At 65.0% G+C, this 18,800-nt stretch carries 16 protein-coding genes; 12 read left to right on the top strand and 4 right to left on the bottom strand.

The annotated features are described in order from the left end of the window. Positions 1-41 precede the first annotated feature (41 nt). Entirely contained in the window at positions 42-596 is a 555-nt protein-coding gene (gene grpE, locus AC25ND_RS21530) for a nucleotide exchange factor GrpE (RefSeq protein WP_028691266.1), read from the bottom strand. Positions 597-778: 182 nt separating this feature from the next. On the opposite strand from grpE, the gene recN reads away from it, so the two are divergent. Further along, positions 779-2,452 carry a DNA repair protein RecN gene (gene recN / locus AC25ND_RS21525; RefSeq protein ID WP_028691267.1) on the top strand — a complete coding sequence of 558 codons (1,674 nt, stop codon included), beginning with the start codon at positions 779-781 and terminating at the stop codon, positions 2,450-2,452. Between the two features lie 95 nt (positions 2,453-2,547). Here recN and fur read toward each other — a convergent pair whose 3' ends face one another. Continuing rightward, positions 2,548-2,952 (bottom strand): ferric iron uptake transcriptional regulator, encoded by a 405-nt coding sequence (gene fur / locus AC25ND_RS21520; protein ID WP_028691268.1) that lies wholly within the window; start codon positions 2,950-2,952, stop codon positions 2,548-2,550. A 97-nt stretch (positions 2,953-3,049) separates the two neighbouring features. Here fur and AC25ND_RS21515 point away from each other — a divergent pair, with 97 nt between their 5' ends. Next, positions 3,050-3,568, top strand: coding sequence for an outer membrane protein assembly factor BamE (locus AC25ND_RS21515; protein WP_028691269.1), 519 nt, complete (start codon positions 3,050-3,052; stop codon positions 3,566-3,568). Positions 3,569-3,653: 85 nt separating this feature from the next. Here the strand turns inward: AC25ND_RS21515 and AC25ND_RS21510 are convergent, their stop codons facing one another. Then, on the bottom strand, positions 3,654-4,088 hold the full coding sequence (locus AC25ND_RS21510) for a type II toxin-antitoxin system RatA family toxin (protein WP_028691270.1): 435 nt from the start codon (positions 4,086-4,088) through the stop codon (positions 3,654-3,656). A gap of 161 nt (positions 4,089-4,249) precedes the next feature. Between AC25ND_RS21510 and smpB the strand changes: the two genes are divergently transcribed. Beyond that, positions 4,250-4,732, top strand: a complete 483-nt coding sequence (gene smpB / locus AC25ND_RS21505; protein ID WP_011532120.1) for an SsrA-binding protein SmpB — start codon at positions 4,250-4,252, stop codon at positions 4,730-4,732. A 113-nt stretch (positions 4,733-4,845) separates the two neighbouring features. On the opposite strand, the gene AC25ND_RS21500 is transcribed toward smpB, so the two are convergent. Continuing rightward, positions 4,846-5,613: an FCD domain-containing protein gene (locus AC25ND_RS21500; RefSeq protein WP_028691271.1), complete on the bottom strand. Its 768-nt coding sequence runs from the start codon at positions 5,611-5,613 to the stop codon at positions 4,846-4,848. Positions 5,614-5,873: 260 nt separating this feature from the next. Between AC25ND_RS21500 and AC25ND_RS21495 the strand changes: the two genes are divergently transcribed. From AC25ND_RS21495 to purD, 9 genes are all read left to right on the top strand, one after another. Next, positions 5,874-7,544, top strand: a complete 1,671-nt coding sequence (locus tag AC25ND_RS21495; protein WP_028691272.1) for a lactate permease LctP family transporter — start codon at positions 5,874-5,876, stop codon at positions 7,542-7,544. A gap of 63 nt (positions 7,545-7,607) precedes the next feature. Next, the gene (lldD, locus tag AC25ND_RS21490) at positions 7,608-8,753 is read left to right on the top strand and encodes an FMN-dependent L-lactate dehydrogenase LldD (protein ID WP_486976580.1); all 1,146 of its coding nucleotides are present in this window, start codon (positions 7,608-7,610) and stop codon (positions 8,751-8,753) included. A 71-nt stretch (positions 8,754-8,824) separates the two neighbouring features. Further along, positions 8,825-11,635: an FAD-binding and (Fe-S)-binding domain-containing protein gene (locus AC25ND_RS21485; protein ID WP_062360898.1), complete on the top strand. Its 2,811-nt coding sequence runs from the start codon at positions 8,825-8,827 to the stop codon at positions 11,633-11,635. A gap of 170 nt (positions 11,636-11,805) precedes the next feature. Beyond that, a complete protein-coding gene (gene prmA / locus AC25ND_RS21480; RefSeq protein ID WP_028691275.1) occupies positions 11,806-12,684 on the top strand; it encodes a 50S ribosomal protein L11 methyltransferase in 879 nt (292 codons plus the stop codon). Between the two features lie 43 nt (positions 12,685-12,727). Further along, positions 12,728-14,056: a DUF3426 domain-containing protein gene (locus AC25ND_RS21475; RefSeq protein ID WP_182321806.1), complete on the top strand. Its 1,329-nt coding sequence runs from the start codon at positions 12,728-12,730 to the stop codon at positions 14,054-14,056. 228 nt (positions 14,057-14,284) lie between these two features. Beyond that, positions 14,285-15,298 carry a tRNA dihydrouridine synthase DusB gene (gene dusB / locus AC25ND_RS21470; RefSeq protein WP_028691277.1) on the top strand — a complete coding sequence of 338 codons (1,014 nt, stop codon included), beginning with the start codon at positions 14,285-14,287 and terminating at the stop codon, positions 15,296-15,298. Next, positions 15,295-15,615: a DNA-binding transcriptional regulator Fis gene (gene fis, locus AC25ND_RS21465; protein WP_011535876.1), complete on the top strand. Its 321-nt coding sequence runs from the start codon at positions 15,295-15,297 to the stop codon at positions 15,613-15,615. Before dusB ends, fis begins: the two co-directional genes overlap by 4 nt. A gap of 79 nt (positions 15,616-15,694) precedes the next feature. Next, on the top strand, positions 15,695-17,302 hold the full coding sequence (gene purH, locus AC25ND_RS21460; protein ID WP_182321807.1) for a bifunctional phosphoribosylaminoimidazolecarboxamide formyltransferase/IMP cyclohydrolase: 1,608 nt from the start codon (positions 15,695-15,697) through the stop codon (positions 17,300-17,302). 182 nt (positions 17,303-17,484) lie between these two features. Then, positions 17,485-18,780: a phosphoribosylamine--glycine ligase gene (purD, locus tag AC25ND_RS21455; RefSeq protein ID WP_028691279.1), complete on the top strand. Its 1,296-nt coding sequence runs from the start codon at positions 17,485-17,487 to the stop codon at positions 18,778-18,780. Positions 18,781-18,800: the final 20 nt, after the last annotated feature.

Genomic DNA, 18,800 nt, shown 5'->3' with positions numbered 1-18,800 from the left:
CTTGAAGGCTTGACACCTAGATGGGGGTGCCCGGAAAGATTTCAAGCCTTTTCATTGATCGAAGGCTGCGCAGCGCTCGGCGCCTTGCTGACCACCACCATGGCGGGGCGCAGCAGGCGGCCGTTGAGCAGGTAGCCTTTCTGGAACACGTTCAGCACGCTGTTCGGCTCGACCTCGGCGCTTTCCTGCATGGCCATCGCCTGGTGGTGCTCGGCGTTGAATGGCTGGCCGTGCGGATCGATGGCCTCGAGGTTGTAGCGCTTGAGGGTGTCCTGGAACATCTTCAGGGTCAGCTCGATGCCTTCGCGCATCGGCTTGATGGTCTCGTCGTCGGCATTGGACAGTTCCAGGCCACGCTCCAGGCTGTCGATGATCGGCAGCAGGTCGCCGGCGAACTTCTCCAGGGCGAACTTGTGGGCCTTCTCGACATCCTGCTCGGCACGGCGGCGGATGTTCTGCAGGTCGGCGGCGGCGCGCAGGGACTGGTCCTTGGCGGCGGCCAGCTGCTCCTCGAGCTCCAGGACACGGGCATCGGCATTCGCGGCGCCTGCTTCTTCGGAATTCAGGTTCTTCTCATCCAGCTGTTCGTCAGCCATTGGGTTTCTCCTCCACGATTTCTGTCGTGCGAGCCAGGCTCGCCATGTCTTGCCGGCTATATGGGGTCGGAAAAACCAGGTTCAAGGGGGAAGGTGCTTTTCCACATTCGTCGACCGGCTATTGGCAGACTCGCGAAAAGCACTGTATAAATATCCAGACACGACCTTCCGGGAGCCGCCCCATGCTGGTGCACCTGTCCATTCACAACTACGCCATCGTCGAACACCTCGACCTCGAAATCGCCCGCGGCATGTCCGTGATCACCGGCGAGACCGGGGCTGGCAAGTCGATCATGCTCGACGCCCTCGGCCTGGCCCTGGGCGACCGCGCCGACAGCGGCGTGGTGCGCCCGGGCACCGACAAGGCAGACATCCTCGCCACCTTCGACCTGATCGACATCCCCGAGGCCCACGCCTGGCTCGCCGAGCGCGACCTGGAAAGCGACGGGCCGTGCATCCTGCGCCGGGTGATTACCGCCGAGGGCCGCAGCCGAGGCTACATCAACGGCACCCCCTGCCCACTGGGCGACCTCAAGGCCCTGGGCGAACTGCTGATCGACATTCACAGCCAGCATGAACACCAGTCACTGCTCAAGACCGACACCCACCGCCGACTGGTTGACGAATACGCCGGCGCCAGCGACCTGGCCCGCCAGGTCCAACTGGCCGCCAAGCGCTGGAACCAGACACGCCAGGAGCTGGAGCGCCTGAGCAATTCCGGAGACGAGCAACGGGCGCGCCATCAACTGCTCAGCTACCAACTGGAAGAACTGGACAACCTCGGCCTTGGCGAGAACGAGCTGGAACAGCTGGAACAGGAACACAAGAACCTGACCAACGCCGAGGCGCTGTTCGGCATCTGCCGCCAGGTCATCGAGCAGTGCAGCGAAAGCGACTCGGGCAACGTGCTGAGCGCCCTGACTGTCAGCCTCAACCGGCTCACCGCAGTCGTCAACGGCCCAAAGGCGCTGGACGAGGCGGTCAACCTGATCGCCAGCGCGCAGATCCAGGTAGAGGAGGCCGTTGGCGAACTCAACCGCTTCCTCGACAACTTCGACGCCGACCCGATGCGCCTTCAGGCCTTGGAAGAGCGCCTGGACACCATCTATACCCTCGCCCGCAAACACCGTGTACACCCTACCGAGCTACCGCACCTGCAACAACGCCTGATGGAGGAGCTCGAGGGACTTAACGCCAGCGACGAGTCGGTTGAGCGCCTGGGCGAGGAGCTGGCCGCCTACGCCCAGCACTATAAAGAGAAAGCCAGCGAGCTGAGCGCGCTGCGCCAGCAGGCCGCCAAGCAACTGGCCACCGCCGTCGAGCAGGAAATCCAGCGCCTGGGCATGCCCGGCGGGCGCTTCTGCATCGAACTTACGCCCTTCGACAACGGCGACCTTTCGCCCCATGGCCTGGAGCAGATCGAACTGCTGGTCAGCGCCAACCCCGGCCAGCCACTCAAGGGCCTGGCCAAGGTCGCCTCGGGCGGTGAGCTGTCGCGTATCAGCCTGGCGATCCAGGTGATCACCGCGCAGACCTCGCGCATTCCGACCCTGGTGTTCGACGAAGTGGACGTGGGGATCGGCGGCCCGACGGCAGAGATCGTCGGCCAACTGCTTCGCCGCCTCGGCGAGCGCGGCCAGGTCCTGACCGTGACCCACCTGCCCCAGGTGGCAGCGCAGGGCCATCACCACCTGTTCGTGCACAAGGTGCGCAACAGCGACACCACGCACACCGCCGTGGCCAGCCTGGGCAAGCGCGAGCGGGTCGAGGAAGTGGCGCGGATGCTGGGTGGAATCGACCTGACCAAGGAGTCGCTGGCCCATGCGCGCAAGATGGTAGTGAGCAGCAAGGCCTGAGCCTTCGCGCTCCAGAAATCGCGCAAGACTTGAGACACCACAAAGCACAAAGGCGACCCGAAGGTCGCCTTTGTCATCAATAACGATCTAAATCGTTACTTCTTTTTACGCACATACAGAACCAGATTGTGGTCCACCAGCTCGAAGCCATGCTCGGCAACGATCTCTTTCTGGCGCTTCTCGATTTCGGCATCGAAGAATTCAATGACTTCACCGCTGTCCACGTTGACCATGTGATCGTGGTGCTTGCCATCCGCCAGCTCGAACACCGCGTGGCCGCCATCAAAGTTGTGGCGCTCCACCAGGCCCGCCGCTTCGAATTGGGTCAGTACGCGGTACACGGTCGCCAGACCGACATCCTCGCCAGCTTCCATCAGCGCCTTGTAGACATCCTCGGCACTCATGTGACGCTGCTCGGCGGAGTCGAGCATCTGAAGAATCTTGACTCGAGGCAGGGTAACCTTGAGGCCCGCTTTGCGCAATTCGCTATTTTCAACCATGGTCAGCTTTCTCGCCGATGCTGCTTCGCAGCTTCTCTTAATACGGGTATGATCGGGGTTTACGTTGTCCAGCCAAGATAGTGGAAGTCGCCCACCGATGCAAAACACCAAGCTCTTGCTAACCAGCCTCACCCTAGTGGGACTGCTCGCACTCGCCGGTTGCTCGTTTCCCGGGGTTTACAAAATCGACATCCAGCAGGGCAATGTCGTCACGCAGGACATGATAGACCAATTGCGTCCGGGAATGACCCGCCGGCAAGTAAGGTTTATCATGGGCAACCCGCTGCTGCAGGACACTTTCCACACCAACCGCTGGGACTACCTGTACAGCCTGCAGCCCGGCGGCGGCCAGCGCCAGCAAGAGCGCATGAGCATCTTCTTCAACGAGAGCGACCAACTGGTCAGCCTCTCCGGCGACTTCATGCCGGGCGTCAGCCGCGACCAGGAAATCCTCGGCGGCAGCGGCGACACCACGGTCAGCCCGGTCAAGCAGCCCAGCCAATCCGAAAAGCCGGCCAAGCCAGGCTCGCTGGAAGACACACTGCAAAAAGAAATCGACAACATCGAGACCACCCCGGTCCCGACGCCAGCACCGCTGGAAACTTCGCCGCAGTAAATGCGCCGACACTAAAAAGCCCGGATCCAGTCCGGGCTTTTTATTGCGCTGTCGAAAAGCCTGCGGATCAGACCACGAGCCCTAATCAGCCATTGATCTGCTTGGCACGCTGGCAAAACGCATCGACCATGGTATTGGCCGCCTGATTGAACAATGGCCCCAGGGTCGCCCGCACCAGGGCGCCGGCATAATCGAACGACAGGTCGAGGCTGATCTTGCAGGCCTTCTCGCCCAGCGGCTTGAACACCCACAAACCGTGCAGCTGGGTGAACGGCCCATCTTCCAGGTTCATTTCGATCGACTGGCCCGGCACCAGCACATTGCGCGTGGTGAACTGCTGGCTCATACCGCCCTTGGCCACTTCCAGCCTAGCCCGCATGTGCGTGTCGCTGGCCTCGAGCACGGTGGAAGCCGAGCACCAGGGCAGGAACTCCGGGTAGCTGGCGACATCATTGACCAGGTCGTAGAGCGCCTGGGCAGGGAACGGCAGCAGGGCGGAGCGTTGAATATGGGTAGTCATCCAGGCGTCACTTCCAATCTGGGCGGCGGCGCGTAGCAGCGCCTCGAATACGGTTCTGTGTGGCAGAACGAGGCCTGTATTGTCCGGGATTCACACAACTGGCTCAAGCGCACCTAAACCCCATAGCCGAGGACGCGGACTCTCCCTATAATGCCGCCCCTATGGCTAAGCAAAAGAAACATCCGACCGGGACCATCGCGCAGAACAAGAAGGCGCGACACGATTACTTCATCGAACACAAGTTCGAGGCCGGGCTGGTCCTGTCCGGCTGGGAAGTAAAGAGCCTGCGGGCCGGCAAGGCGCACCTGACCGACAGCTACGTGCTGCTCAAGGATGGCGAAGCCTGGCTGTTCGGCAGCCACATCACCCCGCTGACAACCGCCAGCACCCACGTCATCGCCGACCCGATCCGCACCCGCAAGCTGCTGCTGAACAAGCGCGAGCTGGAGCGCCTGGAAGCGGCCGTGGCGCAGAAGGGCTACACCTGCGTGGCGATGTCGCTGTACTGGAGCAAGCACCTGATCAAGTGCGAAATCGCGCTCGGCAAGGGCAAGAAGGAGTTCGACAAGCGCGACACCGTGCGCGAACGCGACTCCAACCGCGAGCTGCAACGCACGATGCGCAACAAGGGCAAGGAAGAATAATTCCTGCCCTGCTCGGTCACTGTAGGGGCGGCCTCGTGTCGCGATAGGACTGCGAAGCAGCCCCGACGATCTTGAGTGGTGGCCGCTCCCACAAGAACCGCGTACGCCGCCTCTCAGCGCCCGCTGCGCCGCTCCGCCCGGGCCACCCGCTGGGCCTCCTGCTGCGCCTCCTGCAGCACCTCCTGCACATACAGGATGTGCCGGCTCGACACCTCCCGCGCATCGTCCGCCCGCCCCTCGACAATCGCCAGGTACAACTCGCGATGCTGACTGATCAGCATGTCGCGGGTCTCCGTGCGCTGCTGGTACATGCCGCCGATGTTGGTCACCACGTTGCGCTTGAGCAGGTCGAACAAGCCGCGGATGGTATGCAGCAGCACAGCGTTGTGACTGGCTTCGGCAATGGCCAGGTGGAAACGCGCATCGGCCGCGCCCTCCTCCACCCGGTCCACCTCGCCGACACGGCTGTAGCAATCCTGCAGCGCATCGAACGCCGTCTTCAAACGCTCGCGATCAGGCTCGGTAGCACGCTGGGCCGCGTAGTAGGCGCATGACGCCTCCAATGTATGACGGAACTCCAGCAAGTCGCGCTGAGCCTCCGGATTGCGCTCCAACAGCTGCAACAGCGGGTCGCTGAAGGTGGAACCCAGGGCTTCGGCCACATAGTTGCCGCCACCCTGACGGCTGACCAGCAGCCCCTTTGCCACCAGCTTCTGGATGGCCTCGCGCAGTGACGGACGAGACACGCCGAACTGCTCGGCCAGGACGCGCTCGGCGGGAAGGCGCTGCCCCGAAGTCAGCGTGCCCTCGAGAATCATCCCTTCCAACCGGTCGACGATGTCGTCGGACAGGCGCCGCTGACGGACCTGATCAAAAACCATTGCTTGCTCTCCACGAACCCCGGGGATGCGAATCCGGGGGCGCCTATTCTGCGCCTATCCGGCCGGCGCCGACACCCATCAGGCGGCGATTTTCCCTGCCGCTCAGATGCCCGCTCATCGGCATCCGACCAAAGTTTTCCACAGGACAAATTGACACACCCTGCGCGGCGCTCTTAACCTAGCGCCCAGCCATTGTAAATTGGTATTACCAATTATCCAATGCCAGAGCCTTGACCAACAACAATTAGGGGCCACCCCATATGCAAACCTGGCAACAACTCTATACTCCGCTTGGTAGCCTAGGCCTGTCCGCGCTGGCGGCGGTCATCCCCATCGTATTCTTCTTCCTCGCCCTTGCCGTGTTCCGCCTCAAGGGCCACGTCGCCGGCAGCATCACCCTCGCGCTGTCGATCCTGGTGGCGATCTTCGCCTTCCAGATGCCTGTCGACATGGCCCTGGCCGCCGCGGGTTATGGCTTCCTCTACGGCCTGTGGCCGATTGCCTGGATCATCGTCGCTGCGGTATTCCTCTACAAGCTCACGGTCAAGAGCGGCCAGTTCGAGGTGATTCGCAGCTCGGTGCTGTCGATCACCGACGACCAGCGTCTGCAAGTGCTGCTGATCGGCTTCTGCTTCGGTGCCTTCCTCGAAGGCGCGGCCGGCTTCGGCGCCCCGGTGGCCATCACCGCCGCGCTGCTGGTGGGCCTGGGCTTCAACCCGCTGTACGCCGCCGGCCTGTGCCTGATCGCCAACACCGCGCCAGTGGCCTTCGGCGCCCTGGGCATCCCGATCATCGTCGCCGGGCAAGTGACCGGTATCGACGCCTTCCACATCGGCGCCATGACTGGCCGCCAGCTGCCGCTGCTGTCGCTGTTCGTGCCGTTCTGGCTGGTGTTCATGATGGACGGCGTGCGCGGCGTGAAAGAGACCTGGCCCGCCGCCCTGGTGGCCGGCCTGAGCTTCGCCGTCACCCAGTACTTCACCTCCAACTTCATCGGCCCGGAGCTGCCGGACATCACCTCTGCCCTGGCCAGCCTGATCGCCCTGACCCTGTTCCTCAAGGTCTGGCAGCCCAAGCGCTCGTTCGCCGAAGCCAAGGGCAGCGTCGGCGCCGCCGTCGTGCAATCGGGTGGCAGCCAGCCTTCGCCGTACAGCTTCGGCGAGATCTTCAAGGCCTGGTCGCCGTTCCTGATCCTGACCGTGCTAGTCACGATCTGGACCCTGAAGCCGTTCAAGGCGGCCTTCGCCCCGGGCGGCGCGATGTACAACTTCGTGTTCAACTTCGCCATCCCGCACCTCGACCAGTTGGTGATCAAGACCGCGCCGATCGTCACCGCGCCGACCGCCATGCCGGCGGTGTTCAAGCTCGACCCGATCTCCGCCACCGGCACCGCGATCTTCCTCTCGGCGCTGATCTCGATGTGGGTATTGAAGATCAACTTCAAAACTGGTCTGACCACTTTCAAGGAGACCTTCTGGGAACTGCGCTGGCCAATCCTGTCGATCGGCATGGTGCTGGCCTTCGCCTTCGTCACCAACTACTCGGGCATGTCTTCGACCATGGCTCTGGTGCTGGCCGGCACGGGCGCCGCGTTCCCGTTCTTCTCGCCGTTCCTGGGCTGGCTGGGCGTGTTCCTGACCGGTTCCGACACCTCGTCCAACGCCCTGTTCAGCTCGTTGCAGGCCACCACCGCGCACCAGATCGGGGTCAACGACACCCTGTTGGTGGCGGCCAACACCAGCGGCGGCGTGACCGGCAAGATGATCTCGCCGCAGTCGATCGCCGTGGCCTGCGCCGCCACCGGCCTGGTCGGCAAGGAATCCGACCTGTTCCGCTTCACCGTCAAGCACAGCCTGTTCTTCGCCACCATCGTCGGCCTGATCACCCTGATCCAGGCCTATTGGCTGACCGGCATGCTGGTTCATCACTAAAGTGAAAGGGCCCGGGCGCCGACCAGCGCCCGGCACCTCCTTCAACCCACGCTGCGAGAATCCATGATCATTTCCGCCTCCACCGACTATCGCGCCGCGGCCCAACGCAAGCTGCCCCCCTTCCTCTTCCACTACGCCGACGGCGGCGCCTACGCCGAGCACACCCTGCGCCACAACGTCTCGGACCTGGCCAGCATCGCCCTGCGTCAGCGCGTGCTGAAGAACATGTCGGACCTGAGCCTGGAGACCCGGCTTTTCGACGAAACCCTGAGCATGCCTGTGGCCCTGGCCCCGGTCGGCCTCACCGGCATGTACGCCCGCCGTGGCGAAGTGCAGGCGGCGCGCGCGGCGGCGGCCCACGGCATCCCATTCACCATGTCCACGGTATCGGTGTGCCCGATCGAAGAGGTGGCCCCGGCCATCGACCGGCCGATGTGGTTCCAGCTGTATGTACTGAAAGACCGTGGCTTCATGCGCAACGCCCTGGAGCGCGCCAAGGCGGCCGGCGTGAAGACCCTGGTGTTCACCGTCGACATGCCCGTGCCCGGCGCCCGCTACCGAGATGCCCACTCCGGCATGAGCGGCCCGAACGCGCCGCTGCGCCGCATGTGGCAGGCCATGACTCACCCGCAGTGGGCGCTGGATGTCGGCCTGCTCGGCCGCCCCCATGACCTGGGCAACATCTCGAAATACCGGGGCAACCCCACGGGCCTGGCCGACTACATCGGCTGGCTGGGCAACAATTTCGACCCGTCCATCTCCTGGAAAGACCTGGAGTGGATCCGCGAATTCTGGGACGGCCCGATGATCATCAAAGGCATACTCGACGCCGATGACGCCCGCGACGCGGTCAAGTTCGGCGCCGACGGCATCGTCGTCTCCAACCACGGTGGCCGCCAGCTCGACGGCGTGCTGTCCAGCGCCCGCGCCCTGCCGGCGATCGCCGACGCGGTGAAGGGCGACATCAAGATCCTCGCCGACTCCGGAATCCGCAACGGCCTGGACATAGTGCGCATGGTCGCCCTGGGCGCCGATACCGTGCTGATAGGCCGCGCCTTCCTTTATGCCCTGGCCACCCATGGCGAAGCGGGCGTGAAGAACCTGCTGGCGCTGTTCGAGAAAGAAATGCGCGTGGCCATGGTGCTGACTGGCGCCAAGTCCATCGGCGAGATCACCCGCGACTCGCTGGTCCGCGAACTGGGCGCCTGAGCGCGCCCGCCAACGCCTGATTACCCGGGGCACGCCGCGCACAAGACGCCGCGGCCCCGCGAGGAGACTGCATGAGCCTGCCCGCCGCGTTCCTGCGTGATGCCGAGCGCCTGATCCCTGCCGAACGCCGCTTCGACGACCCGACCTCGACCTTGGCGTTCGGTACCGACGCCAGTTTCTATCGACTGATTCCCAAGCTGGTGGTGCGAGTGGAATCCGAGGACGAAGTGGTCGCCCTGCTCCAGTTGGCCCAGCGTGACCGGGTACCCGTGACGTTCCGCGCCGCCGGCACCAGCCTGTCGGGCCAGGCCATCAGCGACTCGGTGCTGATCGTGCTCGGCGACAACTGGAACGGCCGGGAGATTCGCGGCCAGGGCACGCAGATCCGTCTGCAGCCCGGGGTAATCGGTGCCCAGGCCAACGCCTGGCTCGCACCCTTCGGGCGCAAGATCGGCCCGGACCCGGCCTCGATCAACGCCTGTAAGATCGGCGGCATCGTCGCCAACAACGCCAGCGGCATGTGCTGCGGCACCGCGCAGAACACCTACCACACCCTTGCCGGCCTGCGCCTGGTGCTGGCCGACGGCACCCGCCTGGACAGCGAGGACCCGGCCAGTGTTGCCGCGTTCGAGCAAAGCCACGCCGGCCTGCTGGATGAACTCGCGCGCCTTGGCCGCGAGACCCGCGCCAACACCGAGCTGGCCGATCGCATCCGCCACAAGTACCGATTGAAGAACACCACGGGCCTGTCGCTCAACGCGCTGGTGGACTACGACCAGCCGCTCGACATCCTGCAGCATCTGCTGGTGGGCTCCGAAGGCACCCTCGGTTTCATCAGCGCCGTCACCTACGACACCGTGCCCGACCATCCGCACAAGGCCAGCGCGCTGCTGGTGTTTCCGAGCGTCGAAAGCTGCTGCCGAGCGGTGACCCTGCTCAAGCCGCAACCGGTGTCCGCCGTGGAGCTGCTCGACCGCCGCAGCCTGCGTTCGGTGCAAGAGATGCCTGGCATGCCGGCATGGGTGAGAGGCCTTTCCGACAACGCCTGCGCCCTGCTGATCGAGTCCCGCGCCGCCAGCCAGAGCCTGCTGCACGAGCAGCTCGACCAGGTGATGGCAGCCATCGCCGAGTTCCCGCTGGAGCAGAAGGTCGCCTTCAGCGAAGACCCGGCGGTGTACAACCAGCTGTGGAAGATTCGCAAAGACACCTTCCCCGCCGTCGGTGCCGTGCGCCAGACCGGCACCACGGTGATCATCGAGGACGTTACCTTCCCCATCGAGCAACTGGCCGAAGGCGTCAACCGCCTGATCCAGCTGTTCGACAAGCACCGGTACGACGAGGCGATCATTTTCGGTCACGCCCTGGAAGGCAACCTGCACTTCGTCTTCACCCAGGGTTTCAACAATGCCGAAGAAGTGGCGCGCTACCAGGCGTTCATGGACGATGTGGCGCAATTGGTGGCGGTGGAGTTCGGCGGCTCACTCAAGGCCGAGCACGGCACCGGGCGCAACATGGCGCCGTTCGTCGAGCTGGAATGGGGCAACGACGCCTACCAGCTGATGTGGCAGCTCAAGCGCCTGCTCGACCCGAACGGCATCCTCAACCCCGATGTGGTGCTGAGTCAGGATCCTGACATCCACCTGAAGAACCTCAAGCCGCTGCCGGCCGCCGACGAGATCGTCGACAAATGCATCGAGTGCGGGTTCTGCGAGCCGGTGTGCCCCTCGAAAGGGCTGACCTTGAGCCCACGCCAGCGCATCGTCATGTGGCGCGACATCCAGGCGAGGAAGCGCGCCGGCGTCGACACCCGCGAACTGCTGCGCACCTATCAGTACCAAGGTATCGACACCTGCGCCGCCACGGGCCTGTGCGCCCAGCGTTGCCCGGTGGGCATCAATACCGGCGAGCTGGTGAAGAAGCTGCGCGGCCAGGCCGCTGAGCACGGCAAGGCCGCCGACTGGCTGGCCGAGCATTTCCATACCACCCTGCGCGGCGCCCGCTTCACCCTGGCCGCCGCCAATGGCGCGCGCAGGCTGCTCGGCGCTCCACGCATGAGCCGCCTCAGCGCCAGCCTGAGCAGGGCCAGCAAGGGCCGCCTGCCGCAGTGGACGCCCGCCATGCCGCAGCCGCTGCGCGCCATCGACTTCCCCGCGCCGAGCCACGATGCCCGACCAAGGGTCGTCTACCTGGCCGCCTGCGTGTCGCGAGTGATGGGCCCGGCCTACGCCGACCGCGAACAGAGCTCGCTGCTGGACAAGACCCGCGCCCTGCTGGAAAAGGCCGGCTACCAGGTGGTATTCCCGGACAACGCCGACAGCCTGTGCTGCGGCCAGCCGTTCGCCTCCAAGGGCTACCCCGAGCAGGCCGAGCACAAGCGCCAGCAGTTGATCAACGCCCTGCTGCACGCCAGCCGCGGCGGCCTCGACCCGATCTACTGCGACACCAGTCCCTGCACCCTGCGCCTGGTGCAGGACCTGGGCGAGTCGCGGCTGGACCTGTACGACCCGGTGCGCTTCATCCGCACCCACCTGGTCGACAGGCTGGAGTTCACCCCCCAGGACGAGCCGGTGGCGGTGCACGTGACCTGCAGCACCCAGCACCTGGGTGAAAGCCAGGCGCTGATCGACCTGGCGCGCCGCTGCAGCCGGCAGGTGGTGATCCCCGAGGGCATCCATTGCTGCGGCTTCGCCGGCGACAAGGGCTTCACCACCCCGGAGCTCAACGCCCACTCCCTGCGCACACTTAAGGACGCCGTGCAGTATTGCAGCGAAGGGATCTCCACCAGCCGCACCTGCGAAATCGGCCTGTCGAGCCACAGCGGCATCGACTATCACGGCCTGGTGTACCTGGTCGACCGGGTTACCCGCGCGCGAAGCCTCTGAACCGCAGGGCTGCCCCGCGCTCTCCCGTGGGAGCGGGCTAGCCCGGCGATGGCACCGGTTAATTACGGCCCCACAACTGCGTCCTGCACAAAGCCCCCGCACTCAAGTAAACTGGCGGCCTTTTCGCGCAGCCTCGGGCTGCCCCTGTCGATTTACCAAAGGTGCCCGCCATGCCCTGGCTGCAAGTACGCCTGGCCATCAGCCCGGAACAAGCCGAAACCTACGAAGATGCCCTGCTCGAAGTAGGCGCCGTCTCGGTGACTTTCATGGACGCCGAAGACCAACCGATCTTCGAACCGGACCTCAACACCACCCCGCTGTGGTCGCACACGCACCTGCTGGCGCTGTTCGAGGCCGATGCCGAGCCCGAGCAGGTGTTCGCCCACCTGCGCCTGCTGACCGGCGCCGAGCTGCCCGAGCACCACGCCGAGGTGATCGAGGACCAGGACTGGGAACGCAGCTGGATGGACAACTTCCAGCCCATGCGCTTCGGCCAGCGCCTGTGGATCGTGCCGAGCTGGCACGAAGCCCCTGAAAAGGACGCCGTCAATCTGCTGCTCGACCCGGGCCTGGCGTTCGGCACCGGCACCCACCCAACCACCGCGCTGTGCCTGGAATGGCTTGACGGCCAGCAACTGGAAGGCACGCAGGTGCTGGACTTCGGCTGCGGCTCGGGCATCCTCGCCATCGCCGCGCTGCTGCTGGGCGCCCGCGAGGCAGTCGGCACCGACATCGACGTGCAGGCGCTGGAAGCCTCGCGCGACAATGCCCAGCGCAACGGTATCGCCGACGCGCGGTTCGCCCTGCACCTGCCCGAGCAGATGCCGGCCATGCAGGCCGACGTGCTGGTGGCCAATATCCTGGCCGGCCCGCTGGTCTCGCTGGCGCCGCAACTGTCCGGCCTGGTGCGTCCCGGGGGCCTGCTGGCGCTGTCGGGCATCCTTGCCGAACAAGGCGAGGAAGTGGCCGCCGCCTATACGGCCGACTTCGACCTGGACCCGATCGTCGTGCGCGACGGCTGGGTACGTATCAGTGGTCGCCGCCGCTAAGCGCGCCTAGACTCATTTCCTGCACAGCTCCCCGGACAGCCGCATGACCGACAGTTTCGTCACCCAGTGCCCGCATTGCCAGACCAGCTTTCGCGTCACCCATCACCAGTTGAGCGTGGCCCGCGGCGTGGTGCGTTGCGGCCATTGCCTGCAGGTGTTCAACGCGGCGAAACAGCTGCTGGAGCAGAACCGCGCCGCCACCGCCGAAGGCAGCGCCGAGGCACCGCCCGCCGTGGCCGAGCCGGTCGCACCGGTGGCCACGGCAGCCGAGCCGGCGGCCGAAACCCCGGCACCGGGCGACGACAACTGGAGCGTCACCGCCGAGGAACTGGACGCCCTCGACCTCGACCAGGAACTGGCGCGCCTTGAACGACGCAGCCCGGGTGACCGGCGCGGCGCGGCGCAGAGCGTGCTGCAAGCCCGTCGCGATGAGCAAGTCGGCGATGGACATGGCGATGAACTGTTCGGCACGGCCACCGATGACGACCTGACGCCCGCACAGGTGCGCGAGGAAGCGCCGGTACTGGTCGAACAGGAACCGCTGGACCTGGAAGCCGCGGCCGACGAACGCACCGAACCGACGCTCGGCAACGCCGATCTCGACCTGGACGACGAACCGCCGGTGCGCCACCAGCCACCGGCCGACGACCTCGACGAGCCACTGGAGCGGTTGTCCGTCAACGACGAGCCGGTTCCGCAAATGGGGCTGTCGGCGCTGGACGACGAGGTCCGCAGCGAGCCGCTCTCGGCCCGCGACGAGGAGCCCGATGAACAGCACGGGCAGCGCCTGGAGCCGAGCCTGGCGATCAAGCCCGAGCGCACGCGCAAGGAGCCGCTGGTCAATGTGGTCGACGATCCGTTGCAGCTGGACTGGGAAAAGCCCGCGCCGAACTGGGGCAAGCGCCTGCTGTGGAGCTTCCTGACGCTGCTGGCCGCCGCCCTGCTGGCGTTCCAGTACGTCTGGTTCCACTTCGACGAGATGGCCCGCCAGGACCAGTACCGCCCCTGGTTCCAGCAACTGTGTCCGGCGCTCGGATGCCAGGTGCCGACCCGCGTGGACATCTCGCGGATCAAGAGCAGCAATCTGGTGGTGCGCAGCCACCCGGACTTCAAGGGCGCGCTGATCGTCGACGCGATCATCTACAACCGTGCCCCCTTCGCCCAGCCCTTCCCCTTGCTGGAACTGCGCTTCGCCGACCTCAACGGCCAGTTGATCGCCAGCCGGCGCTTCAAGCCCAGCGAATACCTGTCGGGCGAACTGGCCGGCCGCGGCGAGATGCCCAGCCAAACGCCGATCCATATCGCCCTGGACATCCTCGACCCGGGGCCGAAGGCGGTGAACTACAGCCTGAGCTTCCGCTCGCCGGAATAAGCGACCGGCGGCAAGCCCGCCCCACTGGCTTGCCAGCGTTGCGAACGGGCCGCAAAGCGGCCCCAGGTTCAGCGCAACGTGCTGAATTTCCAGTACCCGCGGCATCGGTCATAACGCCGCAACTGTTCAGATTTTATCCAGATTCATCTTTATCCGGTCATCGAGAGCGGGTATCATGCCATCCCTTTTTCGAACTCCAATGATTCGGCCCCACAACAGGGAACACCTATGTCGGCGGTACGCATCGGCCCTTACACACTGCAGAACAACCTGATCCTGGCTCCCATGGCCGGCGTCACGGACCAGCCTTTTCGCACCCTGTGCAAACGCCTCGGGGCGGGCATGGTGGTCTCCGAGATGGTCTCCAGCGACATGCGCCTGTGGAACAGCCGCAAGTCGAGCCTGCGCCGCATCCACGAAGGTGATCCCGAGCCGCGCTCGGTGCAGATCGCCGGCGGCGACGCGCAGATGATGGCCGAGGCGGCCCGGGCCAACGTCGAGGCCGGCGCCCAGATCATCGACATCAACATGGGTTGCCCGGCGAAAAAAGTCTGCAACAAGGCCGCAGGCTCTGCTTTATTGAGAGATGAAGCCTTGGTCACCGAGATCCTCCACGCCGTCGTCGGCGCCGTGGACGTCCCGGTGACGCTGAAGATCCGCACCGGCTGGGACCGGGCGAGCAAGAACGGCCTGAATGTGGCGAAGATCGCCGAACAGGCCGGCATCCAGGCGCTGGCGGTGCATGGCCGCACACGCGCCGACCTGTACACCGGTGACGCCGAGTACGACACCATCGCCGCGATCAAGCAGGCGGTGTCGATCCCGGTATTTGCCAACGGCGACATCACCTCGCCGGAAAAGGCCCGGGCGGTGCTGCACGCCACCGGTGCCGACGGCCTGCTGATCGGCCGTGCCGCCCAAGGGCGGCCGTGGATTTTCCGCGAGATCGAGCATTACCTGCGCACGGGCGAGCATTTGCCCGCACCGGCGCTGGACGAAGTGGAACGCATTCTGCTGGAGCACCTGGCTGCGCTGCACGCCTTCTACGGCGATGTGATGGGCGTGCGTATCGCCCGCAAGCACGTGGGCTGGTACCTGGCGACCCGACCCGGCGGCAAGGAGTTCCGCAGCCGGTTCAACGCTTTGGAAGACACACAAGCGCAGTGCGCCAACGTTCAGGCGTTTTTCGCCGAACGTCGACAGAGCCTTGGGACAGAGGACGAACAAGGGGTGGCCGCATGACGATGATGACCGAGACATTAGTGAGTGGAACAACGCCCGTGAGCGACAACGCCAACCTCAAGCAGCACCTGAACACGCCGAGCGAGGAGGGCCAGACCCTGCGCGACAGCGTCGAGAAGGCGCTGCACAACTACTTCGCCCACCTGGAAGGCGCTACCGTCACGGACGTGTACAACCTGGTGCTCTCGGAAGTCGAGGCGCCCTTGCTCGAATGCGTGATGAACTACGTCAAGGGCAACCAGACCAAGGCCAGCGAGATGCTCGGACTCAACCGAGGCACGCTGCGCAAGAAGCTCAAGCAGTACGATCTGTTGTAAGGCCAGAACCCCAACCAGAAAAGGCGCTCATGCAAAGAGGCGCCTTTTTTGCTGACTCCACCGCGTTATGGAATCTGAAATGACCGACCAGACTACCCGCCTGCCGATCCGCCGCGCCCTGATCAGCGTCTCCGACAAGACCGGTATCCTCGAATTCGCCCGTGAGCTGCAACAGCTCGGTGTCGAGATCCTGTCCACCGGCGGCACCTACAAGCTGCTCAAGGACAATGGCGTGAGCGCGGTGGAAGTGGCCGATTACACCGGCTTCGCCGAAATGATGGACGGCCGGGTCAAGACCCTGCATCCGAAGATCCACGGCGGCATCCTCGGCCGTCGCGGCACCGACGACGCCATCATGAACGAGCACGGCATCAAGCCGATCGACCTGGTCGCGGTCAACCTGTACCCGTTCGAAGCCACCATCAGCAAGCCGGGCTGCGACCTGCCGACCGCCATCGAGAACATCGACATTGGCGGCCCGACCATGGTCCGTTCGGCAGCGAAAAACCACAAAGACGTGGCCATCGTGGTCAACACTGGTGACTACGCCGGTATCGTCGAGGGCCTCAAGGCCGGTGGCCTGACCTACGCCCAGCGCTTCGACCTGATGCTCAAGGCGTTCGAGCACACTGCCGCCTACGACGGCATGATCGCCAACTACATGGGCACCATCGACCAGGCCAAGCAGACCCTGTCGACCGAAGGCCGCAGCGAATTCCCGCGCACCTTCAACAGTCAGTTCGTCAAAGCCCAGGAAATGCGCTACGGCGAGAACCCGCACCAGAGCGCGGCGTTCTACGTCGAGGCCAAGCAGGGCGAGGCCAGCATCTCCACCGCGATCCAGCTGCAAGGCAAGGAGCTGTCGTTCAACAACGTGGCCGACACCGACGCCGCGCTGGAGTGCGTGAAGAGCTTCGTCAAGCCGGCCTGCGTCATCGTCAAGCACGCCAACCCATGCGGCGTGGCCGTGGTGCCTGAAGATGAGGGCGGCATCCGCAAGGCCTATGACCTGGCCTACGCCACCGATACCGAATCGGCCTTCGGCGGCATCATCGCCTTCAACCGCGAACTGGACGGCGAAACCGCCAAAGCTATCGTCGAACGTCAGTTCGTCGAAGTGATCATCGCCCCGACAATCTCCCAGGCCGCCCGCGAAGTCGTGGCCGCCAAGCAGAACGTACGCCTGCTGGAGTGCGGCGAGTGGCCAGCCGAACGCGCCGCCGGTTGGGACTTCAAGCGCGTCAACGGTGGCCTGCTGGTGCAGAGCCGCGATATCGGCATGATCAGCGCCGACGACCTGAAGATCGTCACCCAGCGCGCACCGACCGAGCAGGAGGTCCACGACCTGGTCTTCGCCTGGAAAGTGGCCAAGTTCGTCAAGTCCAACGCCATCGTCTACGCCAAGAACCGCCAGACCATCGGCGTCGGCGCCGGCCAGATGAGCCGCGTCAACTCCGCGCGCATTGCCGCGATCAAGGCCGAGCACGCCGGTCTGCAGGTGCAGGGCGCGGTGATGGCCTCGGACGCGTTCTTCCCGTTCCGCGACGGCATCGACAATGCGGCTAAAGTGGGTATCAGCGCCGTGATCCAGCCGGGTGGCTCGATGCGTGATGCCGAAGTCATCGCCGCTGCCGACGAAGCCGGCATTGCGATGGTGTTCACCGGCATGCGCCACTTCCGCCACTGATTTACGGCAATCGGCCGCACTGAAGCAGGCATCTGCTGCGTTGGGGCCGGTTCCGCTGATGCTCATTGCCAGAAGGCAACTCCGCTCATCGGAACCGGCCCCGCCTTGCATCTACCTGCTTCATTGCGACCTCGTACAGCGTGAGGCCTTGCCTCCCGTCCGAAAGAATTCGAGGTTTTGACATGAAAGTTTTGATCATCGGCAGCGGCGGTCGTGAACACGCCCTGGCCTGGAAAGTCGCCCAGGACCCACGCGTCGAGAAAGTCTTCGTTGCCCCGGGCAACGCCGGCACCGCCACCGAAGCCAAGTGCGAGAACGTCGCCATCGACGTCACCGCCCTGGAGCAACTGGCCGACTTCGCCGAGAACAACGTCGACCTGACCATCGTCGGCCCGGAAGCGCCGCTGGTGCTCGGCGTCGTCGACCTGTTCCGCAGCCGCAACCTGGACTGCTTCGGTCCGACCAAGGGCGCGGCCCAGCTGGAAGGCTCCAAGGCCTTCACCAAGGACTTCCTGGCCCGTCACAAGATCCCGACCGCCGACTACCAGAACTTCACCGAGATCGAGCCGGCCCTGGCCTACCTGCGTGAGAAAGGCGCGCCGATCGTGATCAAGGCCGACGGCCTGGCCGCCGGCAAGGGCGTGATCGTCGCCATGACCCTGCAGGAAGCCGAAGACGCCGTGCGCGACATGCTCGCCGGCAATGCCTTCGGCGAAGCCGGTTCGCGGGTGGTGATCGAAGAGTTCCTCGACGGCGAGGAAGCCAGCTTCATCGTCATGGTCGACGGCCACAACGTGCTGCCCATGGCCACCAGCCAGGACCACAAGCGCGTCGGCAACCAGGACACCGGCCCGAACACCGGTGGCATGGGCGCCTACTCCCCTGCCCCGGTGGTCACCGCCGACGTGCACCAGCGCGTGATGGACCAGGTAATCTGGCCGACCGTGCGCGGCATGGCCGAGGAAGGCAATGTCTACACCGGCTTCCTGTATGCCGGCCTGATGATCGACAAGGCGGGCAACCCCAAGGTCATCGAGTTCAACTGCCGCTTCGGCGACCCGGAGACCCAGCCGGTCATGCTGCGCCTGGAGTCGAGCCTGGTACTGCTGGTCGAAGCCGCCTTCGCCAAGGCCCTGGACAAGGTCGAGGCCCAGTGGGACCCGCGTCCGAGCCTGGGCGTGGTGCTGGCGGCTGGCGGCTACCCGGGCGACTACGCCAAGGGCGCCGCGATCAGCGGCCTGGATGCCGCCGCCAAGCTTGAAGGCAAGGTGTTCCACGCCGGTACCGCGTTGAAGAACGGCCAGGTGGTCACCGCTGGCGGCCGCGTGCTCTGCGCCACCGCCATGGGCGACACCGTCGAGGCCGCCCAGCAGCAGGCCTACCGCCTGGCCGAACAGGTCAAGTGGGACGCCAGCTTCTACCGCACCGACATCGGCTACCGGGCCATCGCCCGCGAGCGCGGTGAGCACCAGCAGTAAAAAGGTACCGAACGGCCGTG

Source organism: Pseudomonas sp. P110(2024), assembly GCF_057480795.1.
Note: the sequence above shows the minus strand (reverse complement) of the source record. Positions and strands in the feature narration are given on the sequence as shown.

Excerpts from the sequence above, each read along its gene's own strand:
- grpE (WP_028691266.1), bottom strand. The coding sequence starts at position 596 with ATGGCTGACGAACAGCTGGATGAGAAGAACCTGAATTCCGAAGAAGCA.
- recN (WP_028691267.1), top strand. The coding sequence starts at position 779 with ATGCTGGTGCACCTGTCCATTCACAACTACGCCATCGTCGAACACCTC.
- fur (WP_028691268.1), bottom strand. The coding sequence starts at position 2,952 with ATGGTTGAAAATAGCGAATTGCGCAAAGCGGGCCTCAAGGTTACCCTG.
- AC25ND_RS21515 (WP_028691269.1), top strand. The coding sequence starts at position 3,050 with ATGCAAAACACCAAGCTCTTGCTAACCAGCCTCACCCTAGTGGGACTG.
- AC25ND_RS21510 (WP_028691270.1), bottom strand. The coding sequence starts at position 4,088 with ATGACTACCCATATTCAACGCTCCGCCCTGCTGCCGTTCCCTGCCCAG.
- smpB (WP_011532120.1), top strand. The coding sequence starts at position 4,250 with ATGGCTAAGCAAAAGAAACATCCGACCGGGACCATCGCGCAGAACAAG.
- AC25ND_RS21500 (WP_028691271.1), bottom strand. The coding sequence starts at position 5,613 with ATGGTTTTTGATCAGGTCCGTCAGCGGCGCCTGTCCGACGACATCGTC.
- AC25ND_RS21495 (WP_028691272.1), top strand. The coding sequence starts at position 5,874 with ATGCAAACCTGGCAACAACTCTATACTCCGCTTGGTAGCCTAGGCCTG.
- lldD (WP_486976580.1), top strand. The coding sequence starts at position 7,608 with ATGATCATTTCCGCCTCCACCGACTATCGCGCCGCGGCCCAACGCAAG.
- AC25ND_RS21485 (WP_062360898.1), top strand. The coding sequence starts at position 8,825 with ATGAGCCTGCCCGCCGCGTTCCTGCGTGATGCCGAGCGCCTGATCCCT.
- prmA (WP_028691275.1), top strand. The coding sequence starts at position 11,806 with ATGCCCTGGCTGCAAGTACGCCTGGCCATCAGCCCGGAACAAGCCGAA.
- AC25ND_RS21475 (WP_182321806.1), top strand. The coding sequence starts at position 12,728 with ATGACCGACAGTTTCGTCACCCAGTGCCCGCATTGCCAGACCAGCTTT.
- dusB (WP_028691277.1), top strand. The coding sequence starts at position 14,285 with ATGTCGGCGGTACGCATCGGCCCTTACACACTGCAGAACAACCTGATC.
- fis (WP_011535876.1), top strand. The coding sequence starts at position 15,295 with ATGACGATGATGACCGAGACATTAGTGAGTGGAACAACGCCCGTGAGC.
- purH (WP_182321807.1), top strand. The coding sequence starts at position 15,695 with ATGACCGACCAGACTACCCGCCTGCCGATCCGCCGCGCCCTGATCAGC.
- purD (WP_028691279.1), top strand. The coding sequence starts at position 17,485 with ATGAAAGTTTTGATCATCGGCAGCGGCGGTCGTGAACACGCCCTGGCC.